The sequence below is a fragment of the Saprospiraceae bacterium genome (assembly GCA_016719615.1).
In the GTDB taxonomy this organism is placed as follows: domain Bacteria; phylum Bacteroidota; class Bacteroidia; order Chitinophagales; family Saprospiraceae; genus Vicinibacter.
The window spans coordinates 1,240,241-1,263,327 of record JADJYQ010000001.1; the positions used below are offsets into that span (position 1 = coordinate 1,240,241).

Annotated in this window: 20 protein-coding genes and 1 tRNA gene; 6 read left to right on the plus strand and 15 right to left on the minus strand. The window is 37.9% G+C overall.

Features of this window, described 5'->3' with window-relative positions:
- Positions 1-24 precede the first annotated feature (24 nt).
- Positions 25-96, plus strand: a tRNA-Arg gene (locus IPM92_05160).
- Positions 97-280: 184 nt separating this feature from the next.
- On the plus strand, positions 281-643 hold the full coding sequence (locus IPM92_05165) for a DUF983 domain-containing protein (protein MBK9107771.1): 363 nt from the start codon (positions 281-283) through the stop codon (positions 641-643).
- Positions 644-734: 91 nt separating this feature from the next.
- Here the strand turns inward: IPM92_05165 and IPM92_05170 are convergent, their stop codons facing one another.
- The 6 genes from IPM92_05170 to IPM92_05195 all read right to left on the minus strand — a co-directional run bounded on the left by IPM92_05170 (position 735) and on the right by IPM92_05195 (position 8,023).
- Positions 735-2,120: an IS3 family transposase gene (locus IPM92_05170; GenBank protein ID MBK9107772.1), complete on the minus strand. Its 1,386-nt coding sequence runs from the start codon at positions 2,118-2,120 to the stop codon at positions 735-737.
- 121 nt (positions 2,121-2,241) lie between these two features.
- Positions 2,242-3,954, minus strand: coding sequence for a DUF2207 domain-containing protein (locus IPM92_05175; protein MBK9107773.1), 1,713 nt, complete (start codon positions 3,952-3,954; stop codon positions 2,242-2,244).
- Positions 3,955-3,964: 10 nt separating this feature from the next.
- Positions 3,965-4,513 (minus strand): LemA family protein, encoded by a 549-nt coding sequence (locus IPM92_05180; protein MBK9107774.1) that lies wholly within the window; start codon positions 4,511-4,513, stop codon positions 3,965-3,967.
- A 127-nt stretch (positions 4,514-4,640) separates the two neighbouring features.
- Positions 4,641-6,935 (minus strand): TonB-dependent receptor, encoded by a 2,295-nt coding sequence (locus tag IPM92_05185; protein ID MBK9107775.1) that lies wholly within the window; start codon positions 6,933-6,935, stop codon positions 4,641-4,643.
- A gap of 5 nt (positions 6,936-6,940) precedes the next feature.
- Entirely contained in the window at positions 6,941-7,498 is a 558-nt protein-coding gene (locus tag IPM92_05190) for a type 1 periplasmic binding fold superfamily protein (protein ID MBK9107776.1), read from the minus strand.
- Positions 7,499-7,585: 87 nt separating this feature from the next.
- Positions 7,586-8,023 (minus strand): hypothetical protein, encoded by a 438-nt coding sequence (locus IPM92_05195; protein ID MBK9107777.1) that lies wholly within the window; start codon positions 8,021-8,023, stop codon positions 7,586-7,588.
- Positions 8,024-8,214: 191 nt separating this feature from the next.
- On the opposite strand from IPM92_05195, the gene IPM92_05200 reads away from it, so the two are divergent.
- The gene (locus tag IPM92_05200; protein MBK9107778.1) at positions 8,215-10,413 is read left to right on the plus strand and encodes a T9SS type A sorting domain-containing protein; all 2,199 of its coding nucleotides are present in this window, start codon (positions 8,215-8,217) and stop codon (positions 10,411-10,413) included.
- A gap of 454 nt (positions 10,414-10,867) precedes the next feature.
- Here the strand turns inward: IPM92_05200 and IPM92_05205 are convergent, their stop codons facing one another.
- The 3 genes from IPM92_05205 to IPM92_05215 all read right to left on the minus strand — a co-directional run bounded on the left by IPM92_05205 (position 10,868) and on the right by IPM92_05215 (position 13,968).
- On the minus strand, positions 10,868-11,782 hold the full coding sequence (locus IPM92_05205) for an EamA family transporter (GenBank protein ID MBK9107779.1): 915 nt from the start codon (positions 11,780-11,782) through the stop codon (positions 10,868-10,870).
- Between the two features lie 80 nt (positions 11,783-11,862).
- A complete protein-coding gene (locus IPM92_05210; protein ID MBK9107780.1) occupies positions 11,863-13,428 on the minus strand; it encodes a T9SS type A sorting domain-containing protein in 1,566 nt (521 codons plus the stop codon).
- Positions 13,429-13,443: 15 nt separating this feature from the next.
- Entirely contained in the window at positions 13,444-13,968 is a 525-nt protein-coding gene (locus tag IPM92_05215; GenBank protein MBK9107781.1) for a redoxin domain-containing protein, read from the minus strand.
- A gap of 250 nt (positions 13,969-14,218) precedes the next feature.
- Here IPM92_05215 and IPM92_05220 point away from each other — a divergent pair, with 250 nt between their 5' ends.
- Positions 14,219-15,829, plus strand: a complete 1,611-nt coding sequence (locus tag IPM92_05220; protein ID MBK9107782.1) for a hypothetical protein — start codon at positions 14,219-14,221, stop codon at positions 15,827-15,829.
- A 358-nt stretch (positions 15,830-16,187) separates the two neighbouring features.
- Here the strand turns inward: IPM92_05220 and IPM92_05225 are convergent, their stop codons facing one another.
- From IPM92_05225 to trxA, 4 genes are all read right to left on the minus strand, one after another.
- Positions 16,188-16,565, minus strand: a complete 378-nt coding sequence (locus tag IPM92_05225) for an RNA-binding S4 domain-containing protein (protein MBK9107783.1) — start codon at positions 16,563-16,565, stop codon at positions 16,188-16,190.
- The gene (locus IPM92_05230) at positions 16,558-17,199 is read right to left on the minus strand and encodes a polyphosphate kinase (GenBank protein ID MBK9107784.1); all 642 of its coding nucleotides are present in this window, start codon (positions 17,197-17,199) and stop codon (positions 16,558-16,560) included. The genes IPM92_05225 and IPM92_05230 overlap by 8 nt, the downstream gene beginning before the upstream one ends.
- 109 nt (positions 17,200-17,308) lie before the next feature.
- Positions 17,309-18,238 carry a DUF58 domain-containing protein gene (locus IPM92_05235; GenBank protein ID MBK9107785.1) on the minus strand — a complete coding sequence of 310 codons (930 nt, stop codon included), beginning with the start codon at positions 18,236-18,238 and terminating at the stop codon, positions 17,309-17,311.
- A 52-nt stretch (positions 18,239-18,290) separates the two neighbouring features.
- Positions 18,291-18,608, minus strand: a complete 318-nt coding sequence (gene trxA, locus IPM92_05240; GenBank protein MBK9107786.1) for a thioredoxin — start codon at positions 18,606-18,608, stop codon at positions 18,291-18,293.
- Between the two features lie 76 nt (positions 18,609-18,684).
- Here trxA and IPM92_05245 point away from each other — a divergent pair, with 76 nt between their 5' ends.
- Complete coding sequence (locus IPM92_05245; GenBank protein MBK9107787.1) at positions 18,685-19,722, plus strand: DUF3810 family protein; 1,038 nt, start codon at positions 18,685-18,687, stop codon at positions 19,720-19,722.
- A 121-nt stretch (positions 19,723-19,843) separates the two neighbouring features.
- On the opposite strand, the gene mqnB is transcribed toward IPM92_05245, so the two are convergent.
- Positions 19,844-20,521, minus strand: a complete 678-nt coding sequence (gene mqnB / locus IPM92_05250) for a futalosine hydrolase (GenBank protein MBK9107788.1) — start codon at positions 20,519-20,521, stop codon at positions 19,844-19,846.
- Between the two features lies 1 nt (position 20,522).
- Positions 20,523-21,338, minus strand: coding sequence for a hypothetical protein (locus IPM92_05255; protein MBK9107789.1), 816 nt, complete (start codon positions 21,336-21,338; stop codon positions 20,523-20,525).
- A gap of 176 nt (positions 21,339-21,514) precedes the next feature.
- Here IPM92_05255 and IPM92_05260 point away from each other — a divergent pair, with 176 nt between their 5' ends.
- Positions 21,515-23,059: a DUF853 family protein gene (locus IPM92_05260; protein ID MBK9107790.1), complete on the plus strand. Its 1,545-nt coding sequence runs from the start codon at positions 21,515-21,517 to the stop codon at positions 23,057-23,059.
- Positions 23,060-23,087 lie beyond the last annotated feature (28 nt).

Here is a 23,087-nt window from a genome sequence, read left to right on the forward strand (position 1 = left end):
GGATGTTGATTACTTTTGCGGCTTGGCCCTGTAGTTCAACGGATAGAATGGGAGATTCCGGTTCTCCAGGTTGAGGTTCGATTCCTCACAGGGTCACTCTTGATTTTGAAATTAATTATTTTTATTTTGCCTATGCTACAAACCTTCGAATCGATCCCATTTTCTCATATAAATAGCATATCCGGAAATGTATGATCATTAGGTAATACATTTGACCACTTTAAACTTTATCTTTTAATCCCTTCCAAATCCGATTAATTCTTTCAAATTCTGCGAGCATATGAAATCAAAACTTACTTCTATATTCGGCCTCTACTGTCCGGCATGCAGAAAAGGAAAGTTATTTCCCGCTAAAAATTTATTCTGGGATTATAGCTTTAATATGCATCAAAGATGTACGGTCTGTAACGAATCCTTTTTCAGAGAACCTGGCTTTTATTATGGAGCTATGTTTATTTCTTACATATTTTCCGGATTCTTCTCATTGATATTAATGGGGCTACTCATCCTGGGATTCGGTATTTATTGGGAACATGCTCTAGCTGTTTTAATTGTGGTACTTGCCATAGGATTTGGTTATCTGTTTAAAGTATCCAGGTCAATCTGGATTCATTTTTTTGTATCTTACAAGAATAAGGAGTGAGGAGATGAGATTAAAGAGTAAGGATTAAGGAGGAAGGATTAAAGAGGAAAGAGTAAGGAATAAGGAGCAAGGAGTAAAGAGTTGTCAATGCCTAAATAGGGTTGACCGTTTTGTGTAACTTTTTACTCGAATTATTTGCAGAGAATACATCAAGATTCTGAGGTGTTTTTTGCTCAAAATATATGGGGTTCGATACCCAATATATTTTGTTATTTGCATCAAATGACTCTTTCATCCTCGGTGTTTTTTGCAATTGTAAAGTTATATCCAAATTTTCAAATTCAACAGGACTTAATCTTTGTAACTCTTTATGAGGTTTTTCTAAGTTATAAAGTTGTACACTTCGGTCAACCTCTATAGTCAATTGATGATAATTTTTAATATCCCTGTGTATCAAATAGTTATTCTTTATGATTCCATTAATCCTTTCAGCTTTACCATTTTCCCAAGCATATTCACACATACTGTTTCTGATTTCATATTTTGCGGTAAGCTCTAAAAAGGATTTTGCATAGTATTGTCCACCACCATCGGAATGGAATATTAATTCGCTCATCTTTTGTTTGGCTCGCAACTTTATAGCCATTTTTAAGGCTGGCATTGTGGTACAAATGGTCGTTAAATTATCCGACACGTTATGCCCAACAATTCGTCTAGAATAAGCATCAAGGATAAAAGTTAAATAATAAAACCTATTGTTTAATTCAAAATAGGTTATGTCGCTTTGCCAGACTTGATCAACTCGATTGATTTGGAGATCTATAAGCAAATTGTCAAATCGTATAACCCCTGTGTTGTCTGTTGTTCTTGGCCTAAATACTTTCTTAAGGGACATCAAACTATTTTCTTTACAAAAGGCTTCAAAACGGTCCCTGCCCATGGATTCTGGCCGAATTTTATAAAACAGATCACGCACTCCCATCGTAGGGTGATCTTCACGAATTTGGTGTATGAGCCACAGAAGTTGTGCTTCTATTTCTAGATCCTGGTGATTCCTTTCTATTCTTTGATGAACAGATTGTTTGCTGATATTCATTACTCTGTACAACTTATTTAATGAGAATGGATATCGCTTTCGCTCCTGTCTGAAGTAGCAGATTGTGCTGAAGAATATTTTTTTAATATCAATCTTGTATGCTTCTTCTGCTAATTCAATCATCTTAGTTTGAAAGTCAATTAGGATCTGTTTTTGACCAATTACTCGTTCCAATTCTGCAACTTTTTGCTTAAGTTCTATTATTTTTTTAGTGTCGGAATTTGTTTCAACAATCATGCGAATTTGGCTTTTAGCTGCACCAAATTTACTCATCCATTTGTATACATTGGTAGGGCTAACCTCGTATTCCTTACAAATTTCACTGACTTTGCTCCTGCCTTGCTCTATCTCGAGAACCTTCGATCGTTTGAAACTTTCTGAAAAATGCCTCGCCATACGCTGCTCAATGCTCATTTTAAATTGCCTTCTAATTGTTGCCATTTTTATGTTTTTTAATGATAAAAAATGGTCAACCTATATCAGGCACTGACAAGTAAGGAGCAAAGAGTAACAGACTTTCAGACTAACAGACTAACAGACTTCTCCTACCCGCCTAAACAACTCACCAGCTGCTACCACCACCGCCTCCAAATCCACCTCCTGAAAAAGAACCGCCACCACCTCCACTTGAAGAGCCACTGCTCGAAGGTCTGCTAGACATCACCGTTCTCATTTCAGTAAGCGATTGACTCAAAGTATCATTAAACGCAGCAGCATTAAAAATACCATGCGAACTGTAAAAGCTGGGCGTATTTGAATGAAACCAAGTTGGTGTAGGCAAATTAATTCCTTTGAACTTATCACACCAAGTATCCGCACAATTGAAGGCAACCGCATATGGTAGCACTGCATCAAAATAACTTGGATCCTCTTTTACTAAAAATTCCAGTTTGTCTTTTTCTGCCAGCTTGATGAATTTTTTCAAGCCTCTGATTTCCCGATATAACATATCACCATGTTGGCTTCTCTTGAGCAAGCTATAGGCAAAGACCATCAAAACAATGGCGAATATTATGGTGAGGATTAAAAAGAAAATTTTACCATAGAAAAAACAAAGTGCGGCATTGGTAACGGCAACCAAACCAATGACCCAAAATGAATTCCAATACAATTTTTTGGAAGGTGCAGTGAAATAATCAGAATTCATTACAGCATCATTCACTGCAGACTGTGCTGTTTGAAAATGGGTGTAAAAGGTATTTTTTAAATCACTTAATTGGACGCGATCTCCACATTCGAAGATGCCATCAAAGAATACTTTTTGGTGGGCCGGTGCATCTACAGGCAGTTCTTTGAGTTTGATAAAAGTGATGTCGTCATCAGCAAAAAATCCCTCAGCTTTTTGATGCTCAATTTTAAGATAGCCTTTATGACCTAAATAGGGGATCATCGACAATACATCATGCATATTAGCCCGTATATCAATGGCAAAACCTGCCATTGCTGAATCAATTCCCTTTGGAGGCAAATAGGCCACCATATCTGCCATTTTAGTATCCACCCCAAATCTCCTCCAAACAAAATAAAAACTGAGCAACATGATCAAAGGAAGTATAAAAAATTTCCCGTGGTAGAACAGTAGTTTATAAAAAGGATAGACCTCAATACTGCCAACAGGCATCCGGATGGCTGCGGTCATCCCTTTATAATTTCCTAAGCCTACTAAGGATTGGCCAGTTAAAACATTTTGATTCCATTGGGCACTTGAAGATTGTTCAACAGAACCATATTCACCGGTGCGGATCTCAAAATCTTCTTCTCCAATTGGGATGCCTTGCGGAATCGAGATTTTAAAGGAGACTTCTTCAATAGGTACTTCCCATTGATCACCGATGATATTCCAATAAAATTCTGGTCCTGATGCTCCGTGAAGTAAACCATTTTCAACCGTGTAATCAATGATGTAAGTTTGTTCGCCCGTTAAATAAATTTCGGGATCTCCAATCCGGATTTGCAGGCCGATACCTCTATATTGATTTTTATATGGATGGCCGGTGACTTTTACATCACTTAAAAAGATTTCATGGGCAAATAGCATGTCGAAAATGGAACCTGAAGTTTTATGGGATAAATTGTACTTCAATGGAATGTCGCGCAAAATTCCCCTGCGAGGTTCCAGAAAATCTACTTTAATGATTTCCTGCACATGAAAAGAGCCTTCTTTTTTTAATTCAATTTTGACATCGTAATTGCGAATGATAAAACCACCCTGAGCGAATATAAACTGGCTAAGAAAGAGAAATATGAAAATTAAGCAATTTGAAAGTTTAGGCATGTTTGATTGCTTAAAATTGAACGGTGACATTTTTTTTGCTCTCTTCCTCTGTTTCAAAATAATCGAAAGTACTGAAACCAAAACTGCTTGCAATGAGCACACCAGGAAAACCTTCAACTTTATTGTTATTTTCGCGAACAGTAGCATTGTAATATCTGCGGGCATTCTCGAGGTTTTGTTCGATTTCGCTCAAGGTATCTTGCAATTGTAAAAAATTGGTATTTGCCTTCAGATCGGGATAATTTTCTGCCAGTGCAAATATTTGACGAAGACCAGCCGTTAAAGCTTGATCTGCAGCTATTTTTCCATTAATATCTCCTTTGGGAACACTCAATGCAGCATTTCTGGCTGCAATTACTTTTTCAAGTGTACCTGATTCATGAGCTGCATATCCTTTTACCGTATTTACAATGTTTGGTATCAGATCATATCTTTTTTTCAAGGCTACATCAATATTGCTCCATGCATCCATGACTGCGTTTTTTGCACGAACCAATCCATTGTAAAAAAATACGAGAACAATCCCAATAAAAAGGGCTAAACCAAGTAAAATCATCATAAAATTCAAATTTAAAGTGAGTAATTGAACAACGTAAATATAATGGCTTTTTGATGTTTTAAGTTCCAGGCAAATGTTCTATTGATCCGGTTTTTGAGTTCATTCATCGAAAGTACTTTGCGTTCTATTAAAATTCCATCTTTAATAAGATTCGAAAACTTCTGCCTTCTTCATCGGCGAAATAGCGAAGACGATTTAAATAATCCCGGTATCTCTCGTTCCATAAATTATCGATTTCAAGTCCTATATGCCATTTTTGGTCAAAAATTATCATTTCTGTATCGATTCCTGCTGTAATCAATAAATAGGCTGGGGGTGGTTCTAGAAAGTCTGTTTTTATACTATAATGATTTTGACGAAAATGGTAACTAGCCGATACAAACAAATCCAACTTCCTGAATTTTTTGCCAGGAAGTATATAACGATGCAGTGAACCGCTTAACTGATGTGGAGGCATATAAACAAGTGGAGTTCCAGAAGTTTCCTGTCCTCTCAAATAACTGAATTTGTGAATCATCTGCCATTTGTGATTGAATTCAAATCTGAAGGTCAAGTCAATTCCATAAAGTCTTGCATCGGTCTGTTTATATAAATATACCGGAAACGCTCCCCGAATCGTCAATCTGGGTTCAAGCTGTGGTTCTAAAAAAATATAATCCTTTATGCTTTGAATCCAAATACCAGCTTCTGCACTCAACCACTCCTCAACTAGTAAACTCCCGGTCAGCTGGGTTTTGAACGAACTTTCTTGCTTGAGTCCGGGATCGCCTTCTTCAATCCCTGCTACTGATTGGTGTAAGCCATTGCTGAATAATTCGTGAATTTCAGGTGATCGTTGTGTCCAACCACTATTGATCGCAATTGTAACAGGGTCTAAATTAAAAATCGCTCCGGATGCAATCGAATAATTATGGTAGAATTTCTGGATCTTTTGTATGCTTGGTGGGATGCTGCGGTCAATATAATCTACTTTGAAATGGTTAAGATCATATCGCAAACCTGCTTCCAGTTGAAATTGTTCTTTCATCAAATTCCATTTGGTGTATAATCCGGCATTATTCAAAAAGTAATCTGGAATTAATGGTATGATACCGGTTTCTTTGTTGGCGGTATTGATGTTAAATCTGTGGCTTATTCCATAACTTAATTGTTGATTTCCCAGATCGAATCGTTCATTCCAAATAAGATGACTACTCAAAAGGTTCAATGATAATGCAGGAATATCTGACTTTCCACTGCGACGTACATCATATTCTTTTCTTGAATTCCATTGCCCCGCAAATTGCAATTCGCGAAATCGATGATCTAAATCCCATTGAAAGGATGCTTTTAAAAGATGGTGGCTAACGTTCTGACGAGGAGCTTCAATTTGATAACTGAAATTATTTTTGGTAAAGAAGGGAATGTCCCTGCCTAAGGCTTCTTTCAAATCACTTAAATTTCCAATATGCGATCCTCTCAAGAGCCCTGGGCTGGAATGGAACAGCGAATAATAATATTTAACGAGTTTCGAAGGTTTTTTTTGTAAAACGCCCAAAGCTGAAATCGCAAAATCTTTTGTGCCGGTGTTGCTTAAATAATAATTCGGTGTGGAGTGGTCTCCGGATAATTTTCCGGAAGCTGTCAGTCTCCAATCTATTTTTTCTGTCGATTGTTCTAACTTTAATCCGATGTGATACGAACGACCGTTCGTTCTGTAAATGCTTTGCACATTGCCATGTAAATGCGGGTCTTTAAGTATGGGGCCGGGCTCCATAAGAATCATTCCACCTAATCCATTTCCACCATAACTTATGGCATCCACGCCTTTAATGACCTTGATCTCACTGGCTGCAAAGGGATCTATTTCTGGCGCATGATCTGCACCCCATTGTTGTGCAGATTGGATGATGCCATTGTTGACCAAAGTGATTCGGGTCCCGGTGAGCCCCTGAATGATGGGTATAGCGATTGTGGTTCCATTTTTTAATGATTGCACTCCAATGATGTTCTGCAATATACTGGCAAGCGGCTGGTCAGATTGTGACTGGATTTCTTTTGAGTGAAGGGTGTGTTTGCTTGCACCTGTGTTTTTTGATTTGTAGTCGCTCACTTCGACACTTTGTAATGTATGTGCATGATGCTCCATTAAAACCGTAAAATTAGTGTCCCGGTGAATGCTCATATATATTTTAACGGGATCACATCCAAAATGATGGATGGTGATATGATATTCACCGGGACACATGCTGCCAATATTGATTTCACCTTTAACATTCGAGGTGTAGGCATTACCTGTTTCTTGAATGAAAAGAGTAGCAAATTCAAGTGGATGATCATCGTGATGATCCATGACTTTTACTCCCCAGCGAATTTTACAGTCCTGAGTAAATGCATAATATACCTGGAAGGTAAAAAGTAATATGTTTAAAATCCGGCTCACAGCGATCAGCGGACTATTATGTTAAAATCAACTTCAATATCCGTTTCTCCGCCAGCATTGGCAATATTGCCTTGGGAGACCCCTGGCGCCGATTTATCAGGCGCATGTCGTAGTACTACTTTTAAATTAGTCTGGCCTGCCTGGGCTGATTTTAATGTAAATTGAGCACCTAAAGGGTAAGCATTTGCATCCTGGTCTGCGTAAGAAATATCTAGAATTGTGGTGCCGCTACTTGAATAAAAGAATTGGTGTTCCTCCTTTTCAGCGTCAACTTCGTCTGAAATATTGATCGCCGGACTAAGCGATTCATTTAAGAGAAGGATAACAGCTGAATATTCTGTTTGGGCATTGAGATCTGGTGTCACGACAACCGGTGGAAGGCCCCCGCTTCCATCAAGGTCTATGAAAGAAATATGAATCGTATCGTTCTGTACTGTATCTACAAGTTGAATATATACGGAAGTAATGAGTTCAGATTCATTGGGAATGATATCGTCGCCACAAGAAGAAGCAAGGATTAATAATAAAGCCCAAAATTGTATTGTTGAAAAGATATTTTTCATAAATATGATTTTTAAAAATGAAATCTGTTTTGCAATAGCAAAGCAGTTTATAGTAAATTATAAAATAAAAATTTGTTCTAAAGGCTATTAAGCCATAGGGGGTGCCCGGCCTCTGAAAATGCAAAAGCAGGTATGTTCAAAGGAACTGAACGAACTACTAATTTCTTGTCCATTTGAATAGTTGTTCAAACTTGCAGATGGGTTGAAAAAACTAAACACGTCTGCATTTAAAAACAAATCGCATAGACTGCAGGATTCAATAGGAACGGAATAATGTGAATCGTGTTGACAGCCTTTATTAAAATCGCGATGATAGATTTTCCTGTGGCAGGGATCTTCTTCTTTGTCTATCGAATGTTCAAAAGAATGATGATGTTGATTATTTTGACTTTCGACTATATGTAGAGATGGTAGAATTGCAATAATAGCCAACACCAAAACAATGGATAAACACATAGGAATTCTTAACCACCGTCTCTTGTGGGCGATCATTTGCAACCATCTATATTTTTTTCTGATTTTCAAATTCTCCACAATAACAAATAAATCACTGGAAGGGATTCTACACACCAAATATACGATTAAAAGTTGGATGGAAAAAAATTTAAAATATGGCATATTCATACAACATATTAAATATTATTTATATATTTGACCCGAATTCTACACACAGCCCTCCCGAATTCAGCAGCAAAGGAATTTAAATAATTCAAAATATGAAAACTACCTGCTTCAGGCTGTGCCTGCTATTTATTTTATTTAAACTAGACATCCATGCAATGGATTTTAGTTTTTATTTGGAATGTCCTCCAAATCTTACCATCCAATGTACTGATGATGTGTCAAATTTGGATAAATACGGCCAGGCATATGTCTGGTTGAATTACAAGAAGAAGCCACTGGCCGCAAAAACTACGATTTACAATACCAATGCGTGTGGCATTGGAACGATTACCAGAACCTGGGAAGCAGAGGATCCATATTGGAAAATTCACACCTGCAGTCAGATTATTACAGTAACGGGTTCAATATTATTCTCAGGAAAGGACATTTTTTGGCCTCGTGATACAAGCATCGAAGGATGTAATCCCAACCCGGATCCTAAAAATTTGCCTTACGGTTACGCATATCCTCAGTTCAATCGTTTGAAGTGCAGTCAGGCCATGTATTCTTATAAGGATAGTAAATTCACGGTCTCGGCTGGTTGCATGAAAGTACTTAGGGAATGGAAAGTGATTGATTGGTGTCAATATGTACCTAATAAATATCCAGCTGTCGGACAGTGGTCATACATTCAGGTTATTAAACTTGTTGTCAATGATTCAAGTGCAGTGCTCAATTGTCCAAAAGATACATTGGTTGATACGAAACTCGATTGTAAATCTACATATGTCCAATTAACTCCTGCAACTGCTGTTTCAAAATGCGGAAATGCACTTGTGATTCGGAATACATCACCTTATTCAAAAAGTAAAGGCGCCGATGCTAGTGGTGATTATCCTTTAGGAACAACTGAGTTTTATTTTTATGCGGAGTATGGATGCGGTAAAGAATTAAAATGTAAAGTACGCGTAACTGTGCGCAATAAAATTGGTCCTATACCATATTGCTTGAATGGTTTGATCGTTGCACTCATGCCGGTCGATACCAATAAAGACGGAACTCCGGATGACGGCATGGTTCAAATTTGGGCCAAAGATTTTAATCTCGGTTCCTATCATCCATGTGGATATAAACAATTAAAGTTTTCGTTCTCAGAAGATACATCGCACATGTCCCAGGTTTATACTTGTGCTGATCTCGGTAAAAATGAAGTAAGGATGTATGTTACCGATTCTTTGGGTAACCAAAGTTTTTGTAAGACCTATGTAGAAATTCAAAATAACAATGCGCGCATTCCGGATTGCAAAAGGAAAGACAGCATCACCACTTCAACGGTGCTAATTGCGGGCCTTGTACTCGATCCAACAGGCAATCCATGTCCGGGCATCGTCACGCGATTAATAGGAGAAACCACATCAACTATCAATGTTCATACGGATACCATCATAAAAACTAAGTACGACACCATAGTTGCACCAAGTGGTACGGTCTTTTACATTCGCAGACAAGACACAAGTTATGCCACAAAATCAGATACGAGCTATCAGATATGGGAGAAAGAACTTGCAACAGCTTCAGATGGAAAATATACTTATTCTAAATTGGCGAAGTCCAAAAATTATACGCTCTCCCTCGATAGACGTGAATCTGAATTTAAAGGAATCAATATCAATGATGTGATTGTTTTATTAAAACATATTATAGGTACTGAAAAGTTGACCGACCCTTACAAGCTTTTAGCAGCTGATGTAAATGGAGATGAGTTGGTTGACCAAAGTGATTTTGATTTACTCTACGACTTGGTTCTCGGTATAGCTGATTATCAGACCTTATCCAAACATTGGAGATTGTTGCGCAAACCCATTTTGTTTAAAGATCCATTCAATCCGTTCACCACGCCAATGGAAGCATCTGTCGATTTTAAAGCAGTCCAGATAGATTATCCTCAAGTCAACTTTACGGCTGTTAAAATTGGAGAATTAGATGGGTTCGACGGACTTGCTCAGATTCAGGACAGATCAAAGGATCTTAACAAAACTGTGACAGGCAATATGAGTGAACTGGTAGTTTATCCCAATCCGGTGAGTCAACAACAAGTGTATTTCAATTTTAACTTAAACCAAAAATCTCAGGTCAACATAAGATTTTATAATCAACAAATGCAACTGGTAAAACGCATTTCAAGCTCTTTCGAAAAAGGCAGCCAGCATCTGGAAGTAAACCTTTCCGATGTTCAGGCAACTGGTATTTTGTTCTATGAGCTTACAGATGGTAGTTCCAATCTGTATGGAAAACTGATTTACTCAAAATAAGAAGATTAGGGTTAAAACTACGACGTTAGGCCGGGTCTTTCAAGGCGAGATCCGGCCTTTTTTTTGCAGGATTTACAGGATTGACAGAATTGAGGAGGTTGGCAGGATTGATTTGATTAAGTATTAGAGATTATGGAGCATGGAACCTAGGTAAGAGATTATAGATTATAGAGCAAGGAGTTAAGATTTTTTGAATTTGGAGTAAAGTATAAGTGAAATAGTGGAAATAATTACCACTTTATGGAACTAACATACGTTAGTATTTGTTTTTTCGTAGTAGTCAAGCAGCGAAAAGCGAAAAGCGATATTACTTAACAAGTAAAGAACGGAAAAATAATTCAAAAAAAGATGAATTTTATTGAACTAACATTCGTTAGAGTGTATTTTTTTTCCTACAAGCCTCCCGACATTATAAAGTTATTGCAAATAAGAAGTTTATTTATGTCGGGAAAGCCTACAAGCCTAATCTTCCAGCTTTACTCCCAAACTTCAGCGCCTCATTGGTTATCAACACTCCAATCAAGATGCATAAAAATCCTACCAGATCATTCCACAAAATCGATTCACCATCCATCCAACCTACAATGATGGCTACCAGGGGCATCAAATAGGTCACACTGCTGGCGAACAAAACGTGGACCCTTTGAATTAGGATATTAAAAAGAGTCATTGCCAAAGCGCTGCCGAGTAAGCTCAAAGCTAGTAAATGATAAAAGGAATTGTCTTGCGCTAAGGATATGGGTATTTGTTGGAACGATCCATTTATAAAGCAAGCGGGAATACAGATGATTAGCGTAAATAAGTACATCAATGTTGTCATCTCAGTACCTGGGATGCCTTGCAATTTAGACTTAATGGTATTTCCATTGATTCCGTACAAAATGGGTACGGTGAAAGCTACAAATAAAAAGAAAGCTTCTGCTTTAAGTTCTGCATTAGGTCTTAATAAAATTAGACAAAATGCTCCGATCAGTGCGATTGCGGTTCCTATAAATTTTGTCTTTTCGTTTCGTACTGAAAAAAATAAAACGCCCAAGCCATAAGTGCATATTGGCGTAAATGCATTGATAATACCTGCAACTGAACTCGAAATTTTTTGCTGGGCAAAAGGATATAAGTAAGCGGGAAGAAAAGATCCGATGATGCCAACAAAGGCGATGATATAATATTTTTCTTTAGGTACAATCTTTAGTGCACTTGGTAAAAATGGTAACAGCGCTATACTGCTGAAGACCATTCGCAGACTTGCGATCTGGTCGGGTTTAAAACCTGTTAAACTATGTTTGATGAAATAGTAGCTAAATCCCCAAATCAATGCCAACAGTAATAAGATGGACCAGTCCCAAAGGCCGGGCGTGTGTTGTTTCATTTTATCTTAAATCTACTGGCAGTTTTGTGAATAGGAAATTGTTGCTATTTAAAGTCTTGTGAAGATGAAATGTTTTGAAATTAATTTTCTTTCTTAATCAACAATTTTTGACTTAATATGATGTCCTGGGTCTGCAACTCAATCATATAAAATCCCGACGGAATGTCGTCTGGTAATTTATATTCGATTTGGTGTTGTCCTTGATAATAAGAGGCTGGATTTATGATGTTATACAAAGTATTTCCCAACAAATCTTTCAAGTCCAGTTTAATCTTTTGGGTTTTATTCAAAACAAAATCAACATTAACTTTACCCACCGCCGGATTGGGATAAATTGCAGATATTCCACTTTGTGAAAAGCGCGAAAAAGGCCCATCATCCTCTAAAAGTTCAGCATCTAAAATGAGATTTTCATCTCCGGGCTGATACAAGACATATGATAGAGGTAAATAATACATTTCATCGGAAGTACCTTCGCCCCAGGTGACGTATTTGGGTGGAATGTTTGGATTGACGGGATTGTTGGAACTATTATCATACGTTGCAAATCCATGTACTTCGGATCCTTTGGGCAATACAATGAGTTTGTTGAAATAGTAAGCACCTTGCCAATTGAAATCCCAATCATCAATTTTAATTAATGGTATTTGATCACCATTGGGGAGTTTAGCATAGACTTCCCATTTTTTTCCTAACATATGGCAATGAGGCCAGATTCCAAGTAAACTGACATCAATCGGCACTTTATATACGCCATGAAACGTTTTTACAGACTCCGGAGGCATGACAAATGGACCATTCACGAGTTCGGTAGGTAACATGATTTTATTGAATACGGTCCTCTTGGAGGCTTGTTTTGCAAAAAACAAATTGACCGTTGAACTATCGCTTTGATCAATACTGCTAGGTGCATAATGCATTTGTAACACCAGATCTGATCCTTTTGGAACCCTTTGAGACATTCCCGGTGGAAATAAATTGGGCTTTTGTCCGGGAACAAATCCTGGTAATTGATCTCCGAGAAAACCTACAGAGCCGCCACCGGAAAATCCGTATTCACTTGATTTCTCATCCTCGATTTTAGCCAGACCGGTAGCATCTGCCCATAACAAAGTGTGATGTACAATTTTTGCATTGCCAGGTCTCATTTCTAATGCAATCAATTCTTTGTCTTCGGTCAGACCGGTTGGTAATACAAAATATCGGTATTCGTCGCGGTTATTTCCTTTGTGCACATACGATTGTGTAAAGGACAAAACCAAATCAGGGGTTCCTACTTGTGAGCCTGTTGGAAAGTTTGGTAAAGCAGGTTCGTTGGCAGGGTTCCCTTGTGGAGTTCCGGCATCCACCCAGGATATTATTTTTTGTATTTCTGAAGCTTCAAGAAAATTCTCATTTTGATAATGCTGGTAATTTTGATCCGCCTTCCAGGGCGGCATATATCTTGATTCAACAACAAATCTGATGGAGTTTGCGCGATTTTTAACTTCTTCATAAGTTGTAAGCGGGAAAGGACCTATTTCTCCCTTGCGATGGCAATTGGCGCAATGGGTATATATGATATCAGCTACATCTTCTGAGAAGGTTTGCCCTGAAAGTTCCAGACAAAAGCTAATAAAAGATAAAAGGAGGAGTTTGTGTTTCATAAAGTAAAATTACAATTAATTTTTAGATTGCTTTTCGAGAAAGCAACCGATAGCTTCTGTTTTTTTGGGCAAGGGTATAATGCCTTGTTTTAAGGCAGCTAAGCAATCCCGCAATTCATGTGTTGTTGCCCGTGCTCTTTTTTTACCCAGGCTGGCAAATAAATTGTCGATTCTACCCTGATAAATAATTTTGTGCAATTTGCGATGTACAACCACGACTTCCGGCATAACTCTTATTTGAAATTCATTGGCCAGTTTTTGATCTTCATCAAAAAAAACATCCATAGGCAATTGATAACTATCTAAGAAAAGATAAACACTATCTGGGATGGAGGATGGATTGGAAAATACTGCTTTAAAATCTATTGAAGTGCCCCTGTAATCATCTGCAATTTTTCTAATTTCCGGGATATAGGATTTGGTAATTTTGCAATCTTCCAGTAAAAAGAAATAAACCTGGACTTCCGGATCACCATTTGTTTTCATTGCAAAATGAGGGGCCATCAGGAAAAAAAATGCAAGGAAATGTAAAAATTTCATGAGAAGCGGTTTATTGGCCTTTAGATAGCCATTTGTTTGAATCGTTTAATTTTATAGCAAAGATATGATCGTGATGAAGTAACTGAAAAGTAACTTCATAAATTGCCCGCATGGGTCTTTCTGATGATAATAGAGATTATACAAGAACAGATACAGGAAATAGTCTATTGAACAGTACTTATTAAAAGGAAACTAATATGAAAAATTTCTATATTTGCTGTCAAACCCATTTTTTTTAAACTCAACACTTATGAAAAATCTACTCAAAAACATCCTTCATGCAGCTATTTTAATTATATTTTTCTGCATTCCTGTATATGCAGATTTCGAGCTGGTTTGCCCTCCTGATGTTACTGTTAATTGCAGAGAGGATTATCTTCATGACTTGAATGTATATGGCAGAGCTTATACCAATTACAACGGAATAATAAATTACATCCATGATTGCGGAACCGTCATCGAACTCGATGATTGTGGAAAAGGAACGATCAAGAGAACCTGGGGTGCCGAAAATCCTGAGAACTGGAAGTGGTTTACCTGTACTCAGGTCATTACCATCAGCAATTTGGGCTCATTCAGTTACAGAGATGTTGATTGGCCGCCATCACTGGAAATCAGCAGTTGTGACCCGGAAGCTGATTTGAAATTATTGACCGCGCCTTATGATGCTCCTGAATGGGAGCGCACGGTTTGTGCAAAACCTATGTTAAGTTATAAAGATACCCGTTTTAAGGTCAATCCGGCTTGTATCAAATTGTTGAGAGAATGGAAAATTTTGGACTGGTGTCAATATGATCCAATCAATTATCCAGGCCGGGGTATATTTACATATACACAGGTCATTAAATTGATACAAACCAGCGATCAAATTGCACTAAATTGCAAAAAGGATACGATTATCACTAATGATAAAAATTGCGACAGTTTGTATGTGCAGTTCGATTTAGCAAAATTTGAATCTGCTTGTCCAATTTATCACACGATCTCCAATACTTCTTCGTATTCTATTGAAAAGAATGCCAATGCAACGGGTTATTATCCAAATGGAAAATACAGTTTTTATTATTCAGCTGAATATGCCTGTGGCAAAGAAGCTAAGTGTGAAATGAATCTCGAAATTCGCAATGGCATTAAACCTACCCCTTACTGCCTTACAGGTGTCATCATTGGCTTGATGCCTGTAGATACCGATCAGGATGGGATCGTCGACAATGGTATGGCAGAAGTTTGGGCATCAGATCTCGACAAGGGTAGTTGGCACAAATGTCCCGGTCAGTCACTTCGATTTTCGTTTTCAAGTGATACCAGCAACAGGGCCCGAATATTTAACTGCGACGATGTCGGCGAGCAGGAAGTGGAAATATGGGTCACTGACAAAGACGGAAATCAGGATTATTGCAGAACAAAAATAAACATCCAAAACAGCCATGCAAACATACCCGACTGTGATCCGGGATTGGTAGGAGATCATAACTCTTTAAGAGGCCAAGGAATGGAGTTGCAAAAAAATGCCGAGAACCACGATGGAAATATTCCTGGAATTAAACAAAAATTTAAACAGGTTCCAAATCCATCGTTGTTTTCCGGAACAGAATCTATAGGAACAGACCCACTACAATGTACAGTCCGGTCAGTAAGGCCGCAATCAGATCAACAAACAGTTGAAATGGAATTATTCATTCCTAAAAATGGGACCTACCAATTCGAATTTTATTCGATTGAAGGGAAGCGCCTTTTTTATGAAAATAAAATACTCAACAAACAAATCAATTTATTCTCTTTTGAAATTCCGGATGCTTCTTTCGTCATCTATAAAATTAATGGAGCAGGGATGATATGTGTGGGAAAAATTGTGCGGTAGGGAAAGCGAAAAGTCTTTAGCTCAAAGCTTGTTTAAATACAGTTCATTCTGAGAAATCTTTTATCCTGTAAATGCAGCTGAGCAGAGTCTTCATCCTGCAGCTGAGCTTAGTCTTAGACTCCGCTCGAGTGATAGCAAAACTTAGTTTTGCGAACGGATTTTGAAGATAGCAGGAACATCATTGAAGCATTTAACAACTGTTGATTGAATAAAAATTGACATTTCGTTTGGAAAACGGAGTTTTCCTATCGCCCCATTGGATCCCGCTTTGAAAAAATATGCGGTGCCCATTTTACATTTATAAAGCGGGATGAAGACTACGCAGAGCAGGTAAATTTTGTTTAACAACTAACAGCTTTTACACCAATTCATCCAACTCCCGCCTTTCTTTTTTCGTGGGTCGGCCGCTGCCTTTTTCTCTTGTTGGAAAATTGTTTGTGGATGTGAACCAACTGTTGTATTTATTAAGCTCTTCAGGCGAAGTAAGATTTTCATAACACTTTGCTGCTTCGCTTGCTGAAACTCTTTTTTCGATTAATATCAAAATTTTATAACTAAAGTTGAAACCATTCTTGCGTACTTCAATAATATCTTGCGGTTTAACAAGGTGGGAAGCTTTTAAATCTGTGGTGTTACTGCGAATTTTGCCTTTTTTGCAAGCATCTGTCGCGATGGTTCGCGATTTGTAAATTCTTACAGCCCATAGCCATTTATCTAACCGGACTTTTTCAGGCATTGCTTAGCGTAGGGTAGGCCAGCTTTAATTTTTTCATGGCCGCATGAACGATTTCTGCAACGCAGTAATTTCTGTACCACCGTTGATCTGAAGGAATAATATGCCAGGGAATTTCGGATCCGTTCATTGCGTCTTCATAATATTTCATGTATTGATCCCATAATTTGCTTTCCTCAAAATCTGCCGGATTGTATTTCCATTGTTTTTCGGGTTCGATTCTGCGCTCTTCGAGTTTTTCCAATTGACGCTCATGCGATAGATGCAAATAGCATTTTATAATTGTTGTCCCATTGTCTTCAACAAGTGTATTTTCAAAGTTATTGATTGCTGCAAGGCGCATCGCCGCTTTTTTATCATCGATCCATTTGTGAACTCTTTGAATGAGGATGTCTTCGTAATGACTTCTGATAAAAAGTTTGATCAGGCCTTTGGCCGGCGCATATTTATGAACCCGCCATAAAAAATCATGCGCCATTTCTTCTTCTGTGGGTTTTTTGAAAGCATGCGCATCAATGCTGAGAGCCGGGCAGTCCGCGAAAACAGATTTCACAACACCATCTTTGCCGCTGGCATCCATTCCTTGCAATACCACTAAAATGCTGTTTTTCTTGCTCGCGTATAACATTTCAGCCATCTTACCTATGTCTTCTCTGCGAGTTTTGCGGTCTTTTCCTTCAATTGGTCTTTATCCAAATTTTTAGGAGCCTTTGTTTCAATTTTGGAAAGTTTGATTTTAGCCATGGTTAAATATTCATTTTACGGCGTTTTACAAAAAAAGACTGAAGTATGTATTCATAACCTTCGTTGATGTCGGCCTCGTGGTAATCTATGCGGTATTGGAGACATTTAGCTTTAATCTCAGCATGATATGCTTTAATTTTAGTAGTGTATTGCTCTTTGATTTGATGTGCTTGTACTCTGATTTGTTCACCGGTTTCCAGGTCAATGAATTGATAAGGTTTGTTTTCAAATTCAAAATCCAATTCCAATTGCTTATCAAGAGTATGAAAGAGGATGACTTCATGTTTGTTGTACTTCAAATGCTGTAATGCACTGAAAAGTTGATCCAGCTGTTGATGTTTGTCAAACATATCGCTGAATACTATCACTAACGATCGTTTGTGTATTTGATCGGCAATTTGGTGAAGTGCTGTCGTTGCATCAGTTGTTTTCGTCAATTGTTCGTCTGAAAGATATTTTTCAAGGTAACTCAACAACAATTGATAATGGCTGGTATTAGATTTGGCGTGTGTATGGATACGAAGTTCGCTGTCGAAAATCGAAATACCAAAGGCATCCCTTTGTCTGCGTAAAACATTCATCAAACATGCGGCTCCCAAAGCCGAAAATTTGAATTTATTAAGTACAAATCCGTTTTTTAATTGTAGATCCGGAAAATACATAGAAGAAGATGCATCTATGACGATCTGGCATCTCAGGTTGGTTTCTTCTTCAAATTTTTTGGAAAACATTTTATCGGTTCTTGCAAAAACCTTCCAATCAATATCCTTGGTACTTTCACCCTGATTGTAAAGTCTGTGCTCGGCAAATTCAACGCTAAAGCCATGAAAAGGCGACTTGTGGAGTCCAATAATAAAGCCTTCCACGACTTGACTGGCTAATAAATCAAGGTGGTTATAAGCCTGAACCGGAAATTTTTCAAAAAAACTCATAAAAAAACCCTTATCGGCAAAGATAAGGGCTCAATCCGACGGATCGGGTATTTTAAAGAATTGCTTCTATTTTTTGTTTCAAGGTGGCTTTAGAAGCTGCTCCTACCTGTTTGTCAACGACTTGTCCGTTTTTAATAAATAATATGGTTGGAATACTGCGAACGCTAAATTGCATAGAAACCGAAGGATTGTGGTCAACATTCAGTTTTCCTATTTTAACGCGATCTCCGTATTCTCCTGCAAGTTCTTCAATAACAGGGCCTACCAGCCTGCAGGGGCCACACCATTCAGCCCAAAAATCAACTACAGCTACGCTGTCTTGTGCCAATGCCTCAGATTGAAAATTTGTGTCTGTAAATTCAAATGCCATTCTAATTTTGTTTTATTCCCGATATAACAAAACAGCTCTAAAAATGGTTCATGTTGATTGAAAGGGAATTGAAATCATGATCAAATTTAAGAATTTATTATGGGTATTGACTTTTGCGATTTGCACCTATATCTTATATCTAATTCTTGATTATTATAAAGGCAACATTCAAACATTGTATGTTAAGGCTGTTTTCGAAAGTTATAGACGGGTATGGGACGTGCTCTTTTCGAAAAGCCCGATTCCATTGACACTCATTTGGCTTGGCTTGTTGCTTCTACTTTTGATCTATTGGAGTGTGTTATGGAAAAAAAATAAGTGGAAATGGCATAATGGCATTTATGGGTTCATATTCATATTTTGCATTCATTATATTTGGTTCTATTGGACCTGGGGTTTTAATTATACTCGTGTAGATCCTTGGATCGTAAAGCCTGTAAAGGATTCGGTTTTTTATCTTGAAATGAACGATCATATCGAATACATTTCAAAGCTTCGGGCATCTATCGATATGAAAACGAAAAATTTCAATAAAAGGGAATTTGAAATTGAGATCAGAGAGTCGCTTCGCAATTATTTAAATATTTATGGCATCAATGCAGTAGGTAATCCAAGGTGTCGCTATTTGTATCCATCAGGTTCTTTGTTGGTATGGTCAGCTGCAGGTATTTATATTCCCTTTTCAGGGGAAAGCCTGATGGATCCGGGGCTCCATACATTAGCTCAAGCCTTCACCATTCCACATGAATTAGCACATGCTTTTGGTGTTACCCATGAGGCAGTATGCAATTTTATCGCTTATAAAGTCTGCCATCAGAGTCCCGATCCATTGATCCGCTATGTGGCTGCTTTTAACTATCTAAAATATCTATTGGCCGACTTTCGCAGAATTAATCCGAATCAATACAAAAGAATATTTGAAAATTTACATCCTTTGGTTAAAACAGACTTATTGGAAGTTCATAAGCAACATGACTCTTATCCTGAATTTATCCCTGCCATCCGATCCTGGATTTATGATAGATATTTAAAAAGTCACGGCATGCCGGAGGGCGAATTTACTTACCATCAAATGGTTTCGTTAGTTATTCACGATAAGTATAAAACAAAATAAGTCATACAGTCACAGCGATAAAAATATGGGTTCCATTATGGAGGCGGAAGAGTAAATGCATTTTGTGCTCGACTTTGGCAATAGTAATTATTATGGAACGCATTGGAAAACACAAATGGTATTAAATTCTTTTTTCTAAAAATTCGATAGCATATTCGTTTAAATTCTTTATAGCCAAAGGGAGATCCCAAAATTCTTTATTTCGAGGTCCTATCGGATTTGAAACAGCCCGAATGGAAATAAATGGCAAGTCCAACATCCTGCAGGCATAAAAGATTCCCATTCCCTCCATGCTTTCCAGGCTTGCGCCAAATTTGAGTCTTCTTAGATCTGCATTCTTTTGTGTTCCGCTTACGGAGTTAACAGTTAAACCTTTGCATGGCTTTAATTGTGAGGTATATTTAGATTGCAAATTGTGAATGATTCCATTTTGAAAAGGAATGCGGTCTGGCTCCATCAAATTTAATTCAAAGCCATCCAAAAAATTTCCGTTGGCTTCTTCTGCGCCCAGATCACCCCATTGTTCACTCACTACTTCCAACAGTTCTCCATTTTTTAATTGAGCATCAAAACTTCCGCTAACCCCTAAATGCAATACAAAATCCATTTTTTGGATCGCTTGAAATTTGGCTAAAGCAAATGCCATAGAAGTACTGCCAATCCCGGTTACCAATGGAAATACGAGTTTTTCAGATTTCTGAAAGTTCATTAATGAAATGGAATTCCAATGCTTCAATAAGTACTGAAGCAAAGGTTCAATCTCTTTGGTCGTAGCACTTAGGACTCCTATATGCATCATATTATTTGATCATGAAATAATCAATGCCAGTGTTTAAACTCGGGCCTAAAAGCGGATGATTTTCTACTGCCATATTGCATTTGAATTTGTTGCGCAATGCATACATGATACCCACAGATATTTGTGGACCCGAAGTACGTACACCTGCAAACAATTGCAAATGTAAGGAAGCCTGGTAATTTAAGCCTACTGAAGTACTTAAGGCTGTAAATCCATGCTTCTGAATTTCTGCCAATAATTCCAGGCCATCATAAATTCTGTAATTGATACCACTCGAAAAATGGAAGGGCGGTGAATTTGTCACAGATTTATGAAAGTATAAGGGATTGGACAGGACACATCCTGCCATTAAATTGGGGTTAATGCGAGTGGTGATGCCCCATTGCACATTCACATACATTTTATTCTTTATTGCGAATTGATTTAAAACCCATCCAAAGACGGCTATTCCCATTTTTGTATGCTGTCCCAGCTGCCTGCCGTAACTCAATTTTAACAAGTACTCGGCATAATCCTGACTGCCATCTTTTGAAAGCAATAAAGAAGCACCTGAAAGTTTATCAATTTTGAATTGGAGTAATATATTTTGGTTCAATACGCCTTTTGTGAAATAATAGTTCCTTGCGTAAACAGATAAGGAACTGCTAGTAAGTCCTGAGAGTAAGGCAGGATTGACGGTGTTGATATAATTATTCCACAAGCAAATACCGGTGTTGGCTCTGGCAAATGAACTCGGATGGATCCCTTCAGACAATATACTGTGTTGTCCAAAACCACTAGACAAGGTGAGAAAAACTAAAGCAATTGCATAAAACACAGTGCGAAACTAACATGAAGTGAAAGTGAAATTATTTCGACTTATTGTTTTGGCGTTCCTATTTTTTGAAGCAGCTATTTAATTTATTCAATCTGTAAAATTTGTTGCCAGATTTTGAAATGGGATGGCTTTCCTGTTTAAAGAGATTATCTTTACCAGTACATAAATTGCATTCAATGTCAAAGGAATTATTTGTTGATACTATTTCAAAAGCCTATCAGTTTCAGTCGCCATCCATTTATTTAGGAGCAGGCGTATTTGAAGGAACTCCCATTTCAGAAGTTGAAGTGAGTATCCCATTAAAAACGATGAATCGCCATGGTTTAATCGCGGGTGCCACGGGAACAGGTAAAACTAAAACACTTCAAGTGCTTGCTGAACAATTGTCGGCGCAAGGTGTACCCAGTTTGTTACTTGACATCAAAGGCGATCTGAGCGGAATTGCAGTAGCAGCAGATCCAAATCCTAAAATTGATGCCCGGATGCAGCAATTGGGTAAAGTGTGGACCGCCACTTCAAATTTTGTGGAGTTACTGACCATTAGTGATCAGCCTGGTGCAAGATTGCGAGCTACAGTTTCGGAATTTGGGCCGGTGCTTTTGTCTAAAATTTTAGGCCTCAATGATACACAACAAGGTGTGTTGTCGATGATCTTTAAATTTTGTGATGACAATGGATTGTTGCTACTGGATCTTGAGGATTTGAAAAAAGTGATTCAGTTTACCAGCGACGAAGGTAAAAAAGAAATCGAGGCAGAATTTGGCTCCTTTTCTTCTGTGAGCACAGGCACCATTCTTAGAAAACTTATCGAACTCGAACAACAAGGAGCAGCTCAATTCTTTGGGGAGCGATCCTTTGAAGTTGAAGACCTGGTAAGACATGATAAACAGGGCAGAGGAGTGATCAGTATTCTTCGCGTGGTTGATATTCAGGATAAGCCAAAATTTTTCAGCAGTTTTTTACTACAAATTCTGGCAGAGTTGTATGCTAAATTTCCGGAAGCCGGTGATCTGGATAAACCCAAATTGGTTTTGTTTTTCGACGAAGCACATTTGTTGTTTGAAGAGGCCACTTCAGCTTTGATGGACCAGGTGGAGACCGTGATCAAATTAATTCGATCTAAAGGAATTGGAGTTTATTTTATCACCCAAAACCCGATTGACATTCCGGAAACGGTTCTAGCACAGTTAGGATTAAAAATTCAACATGCACTCAGAGCATTTACAGCAAAAGATCGCAAAGCCATTAAGATGGCAGCAGAAAATTATCCCGAAACGACATTTTATGATGTGGATCAAAAAATCACTGAATTAGGAATTGGCGAAGCCTTTTTTACGGCACTTAATGAGAAAGGAATTCCAACTCCTTTGGTGCATGTATTGTTGCGCGCACCCCAATCGAGAATGGATATTTTAACCGACTCCGAAATACAAACACTTGTTCAAAATTCTGAAATTGCTGATTTCTATAATAAAGAAATCAATCGCGAAAGTGCTGCTGACATACTAGCAGAAAAAATTCAGGCAGCAGAAGAAAGAGAACTTGTTGCAGAAGAAAACCCGCCTTTGCGAAGAAGTAAATCTACCATCGAAAAAGTATTTGACAGCACGGTCACTAGACAAGTGGGTCGAACGGTTGCGCGCGAATTGACGAGAGGACTGTTGGGCATGTTTGGGATTAAAACGACGGCAACAAGAAGGAAAACGAAGAGTTGGTTTTGAGTCTTTACTTTTAAATTTAAGTGTGCCT

Coding starts and splice junctions, on each gene's coding strand:
- IPM92_05180 (MBK9107774.1), bottom strand. CDS start 4,513: ATGATGATTTTACTTGGTTTAGCCCTTTTTATTGGGATTGTTCTCGTA.
- IPM92_05230 (MBK9107784.1), bottom strand. CDS start 17,199: ATGGCTGAAATGTTATACGCGAGCAAGAAAAACAGCATTTTAGTGGTA.
- IPM92_05215 (MBK9107781.1), bottom strand. CDS start 13,968: ATGAAATTTTTACATTTCCTTGCATTTTTTTTCCTGATGGCCCCTCAT.
- IPM92_05190 (MBK9107776.1), bottom strand. CDS start 7,498: ATGAAAAATATCTTTTCAACAATACAATTTTGGGCTTTATTATTAATC.
- IPM92_05260 (MBK9107790.1), top strand. CDS start 21,515: ATGTCAAAGGAATTATTTGTTGATACTATTTCAAAAGCCTATCAGTTT.
- IPM92_05245 (MBK9107787.1), top strand. CDS start 18,685: ATGATCAAATTTAAGAATTTATTATGGGTATTGACTTTTGCGATTTGC.
- IPM92_05175 (MBK9107773.1), bottom strand. CDS start 3,954: ATGCCTAAACTTTCAAATTGCTTAATTTTCATATTTCTCTTTCTTAGC.
- IPM92_05210 (MBK9107780.1), bottom strand. CDS start 13,428: ATGAAACACAAACTCCTCCTTTTATCTTTTATTAGCTTTTGTCTGGAA.
- trxA (MBK9107786.1), bottom strand. CDS start 18,608: ATGGCATTTGAATTTACAGACACAAATTTTCAATCTGAGGCATTGGCA.
- IPM92_05165 (MBK9107771.1), top strand. CDS start 281: ATGAAATCAAAACTTACTTCTATATTCGGCCTCTACTGTCCGGCATGC.
- mqnB (MBK9107788.1), bottom strand. CDS start 20,521: ATGATGCATATAGGAGTCCTAAGTGCTACGACCAAAGAGATTGAACCT.
- IPM92_05220 (MBK9107782.1), top strand. CDS start 14,219: ATGAAAAATCTACTCAAAAACATCCTTCATGCAGCTATTTTAATTATA.
- IPM92_05235 (MBK9107785.1), bottom strand. CDS start 18,238: ATGAGTTTTTTTGAAAAATTTCCGGTTCAGGCTTATAACCACCTTGAT.
- IPM92_05225 (MBK9107783.1), bottom strand. CDS start 16,565: ATGCCTGAAAAAGTCCGGTTAGATAAATGGCTATGGGCTGTAAGAATT.
- IPM92_05170 (MBK9107772.1), bottom strand. CDS start 2,120: ATGGCAACAATTAGAAGGCAATTTAAAATGAGCATTGAGCAGCGTATG.
- IPM92_05205 (MBK9107779.1), bottom strand. CDS start 11,782: ATGAAACAACACACGCCCGGCCTTTGGGACTGGTCCATCTTATTACTG.
- IPM92_05200 (MBK9107778.1), top strand. CDS start 8,215: ATGAAAACTACCTGCTTCAGGCTGTGCCTGCTATTTATTTTATTTAAA.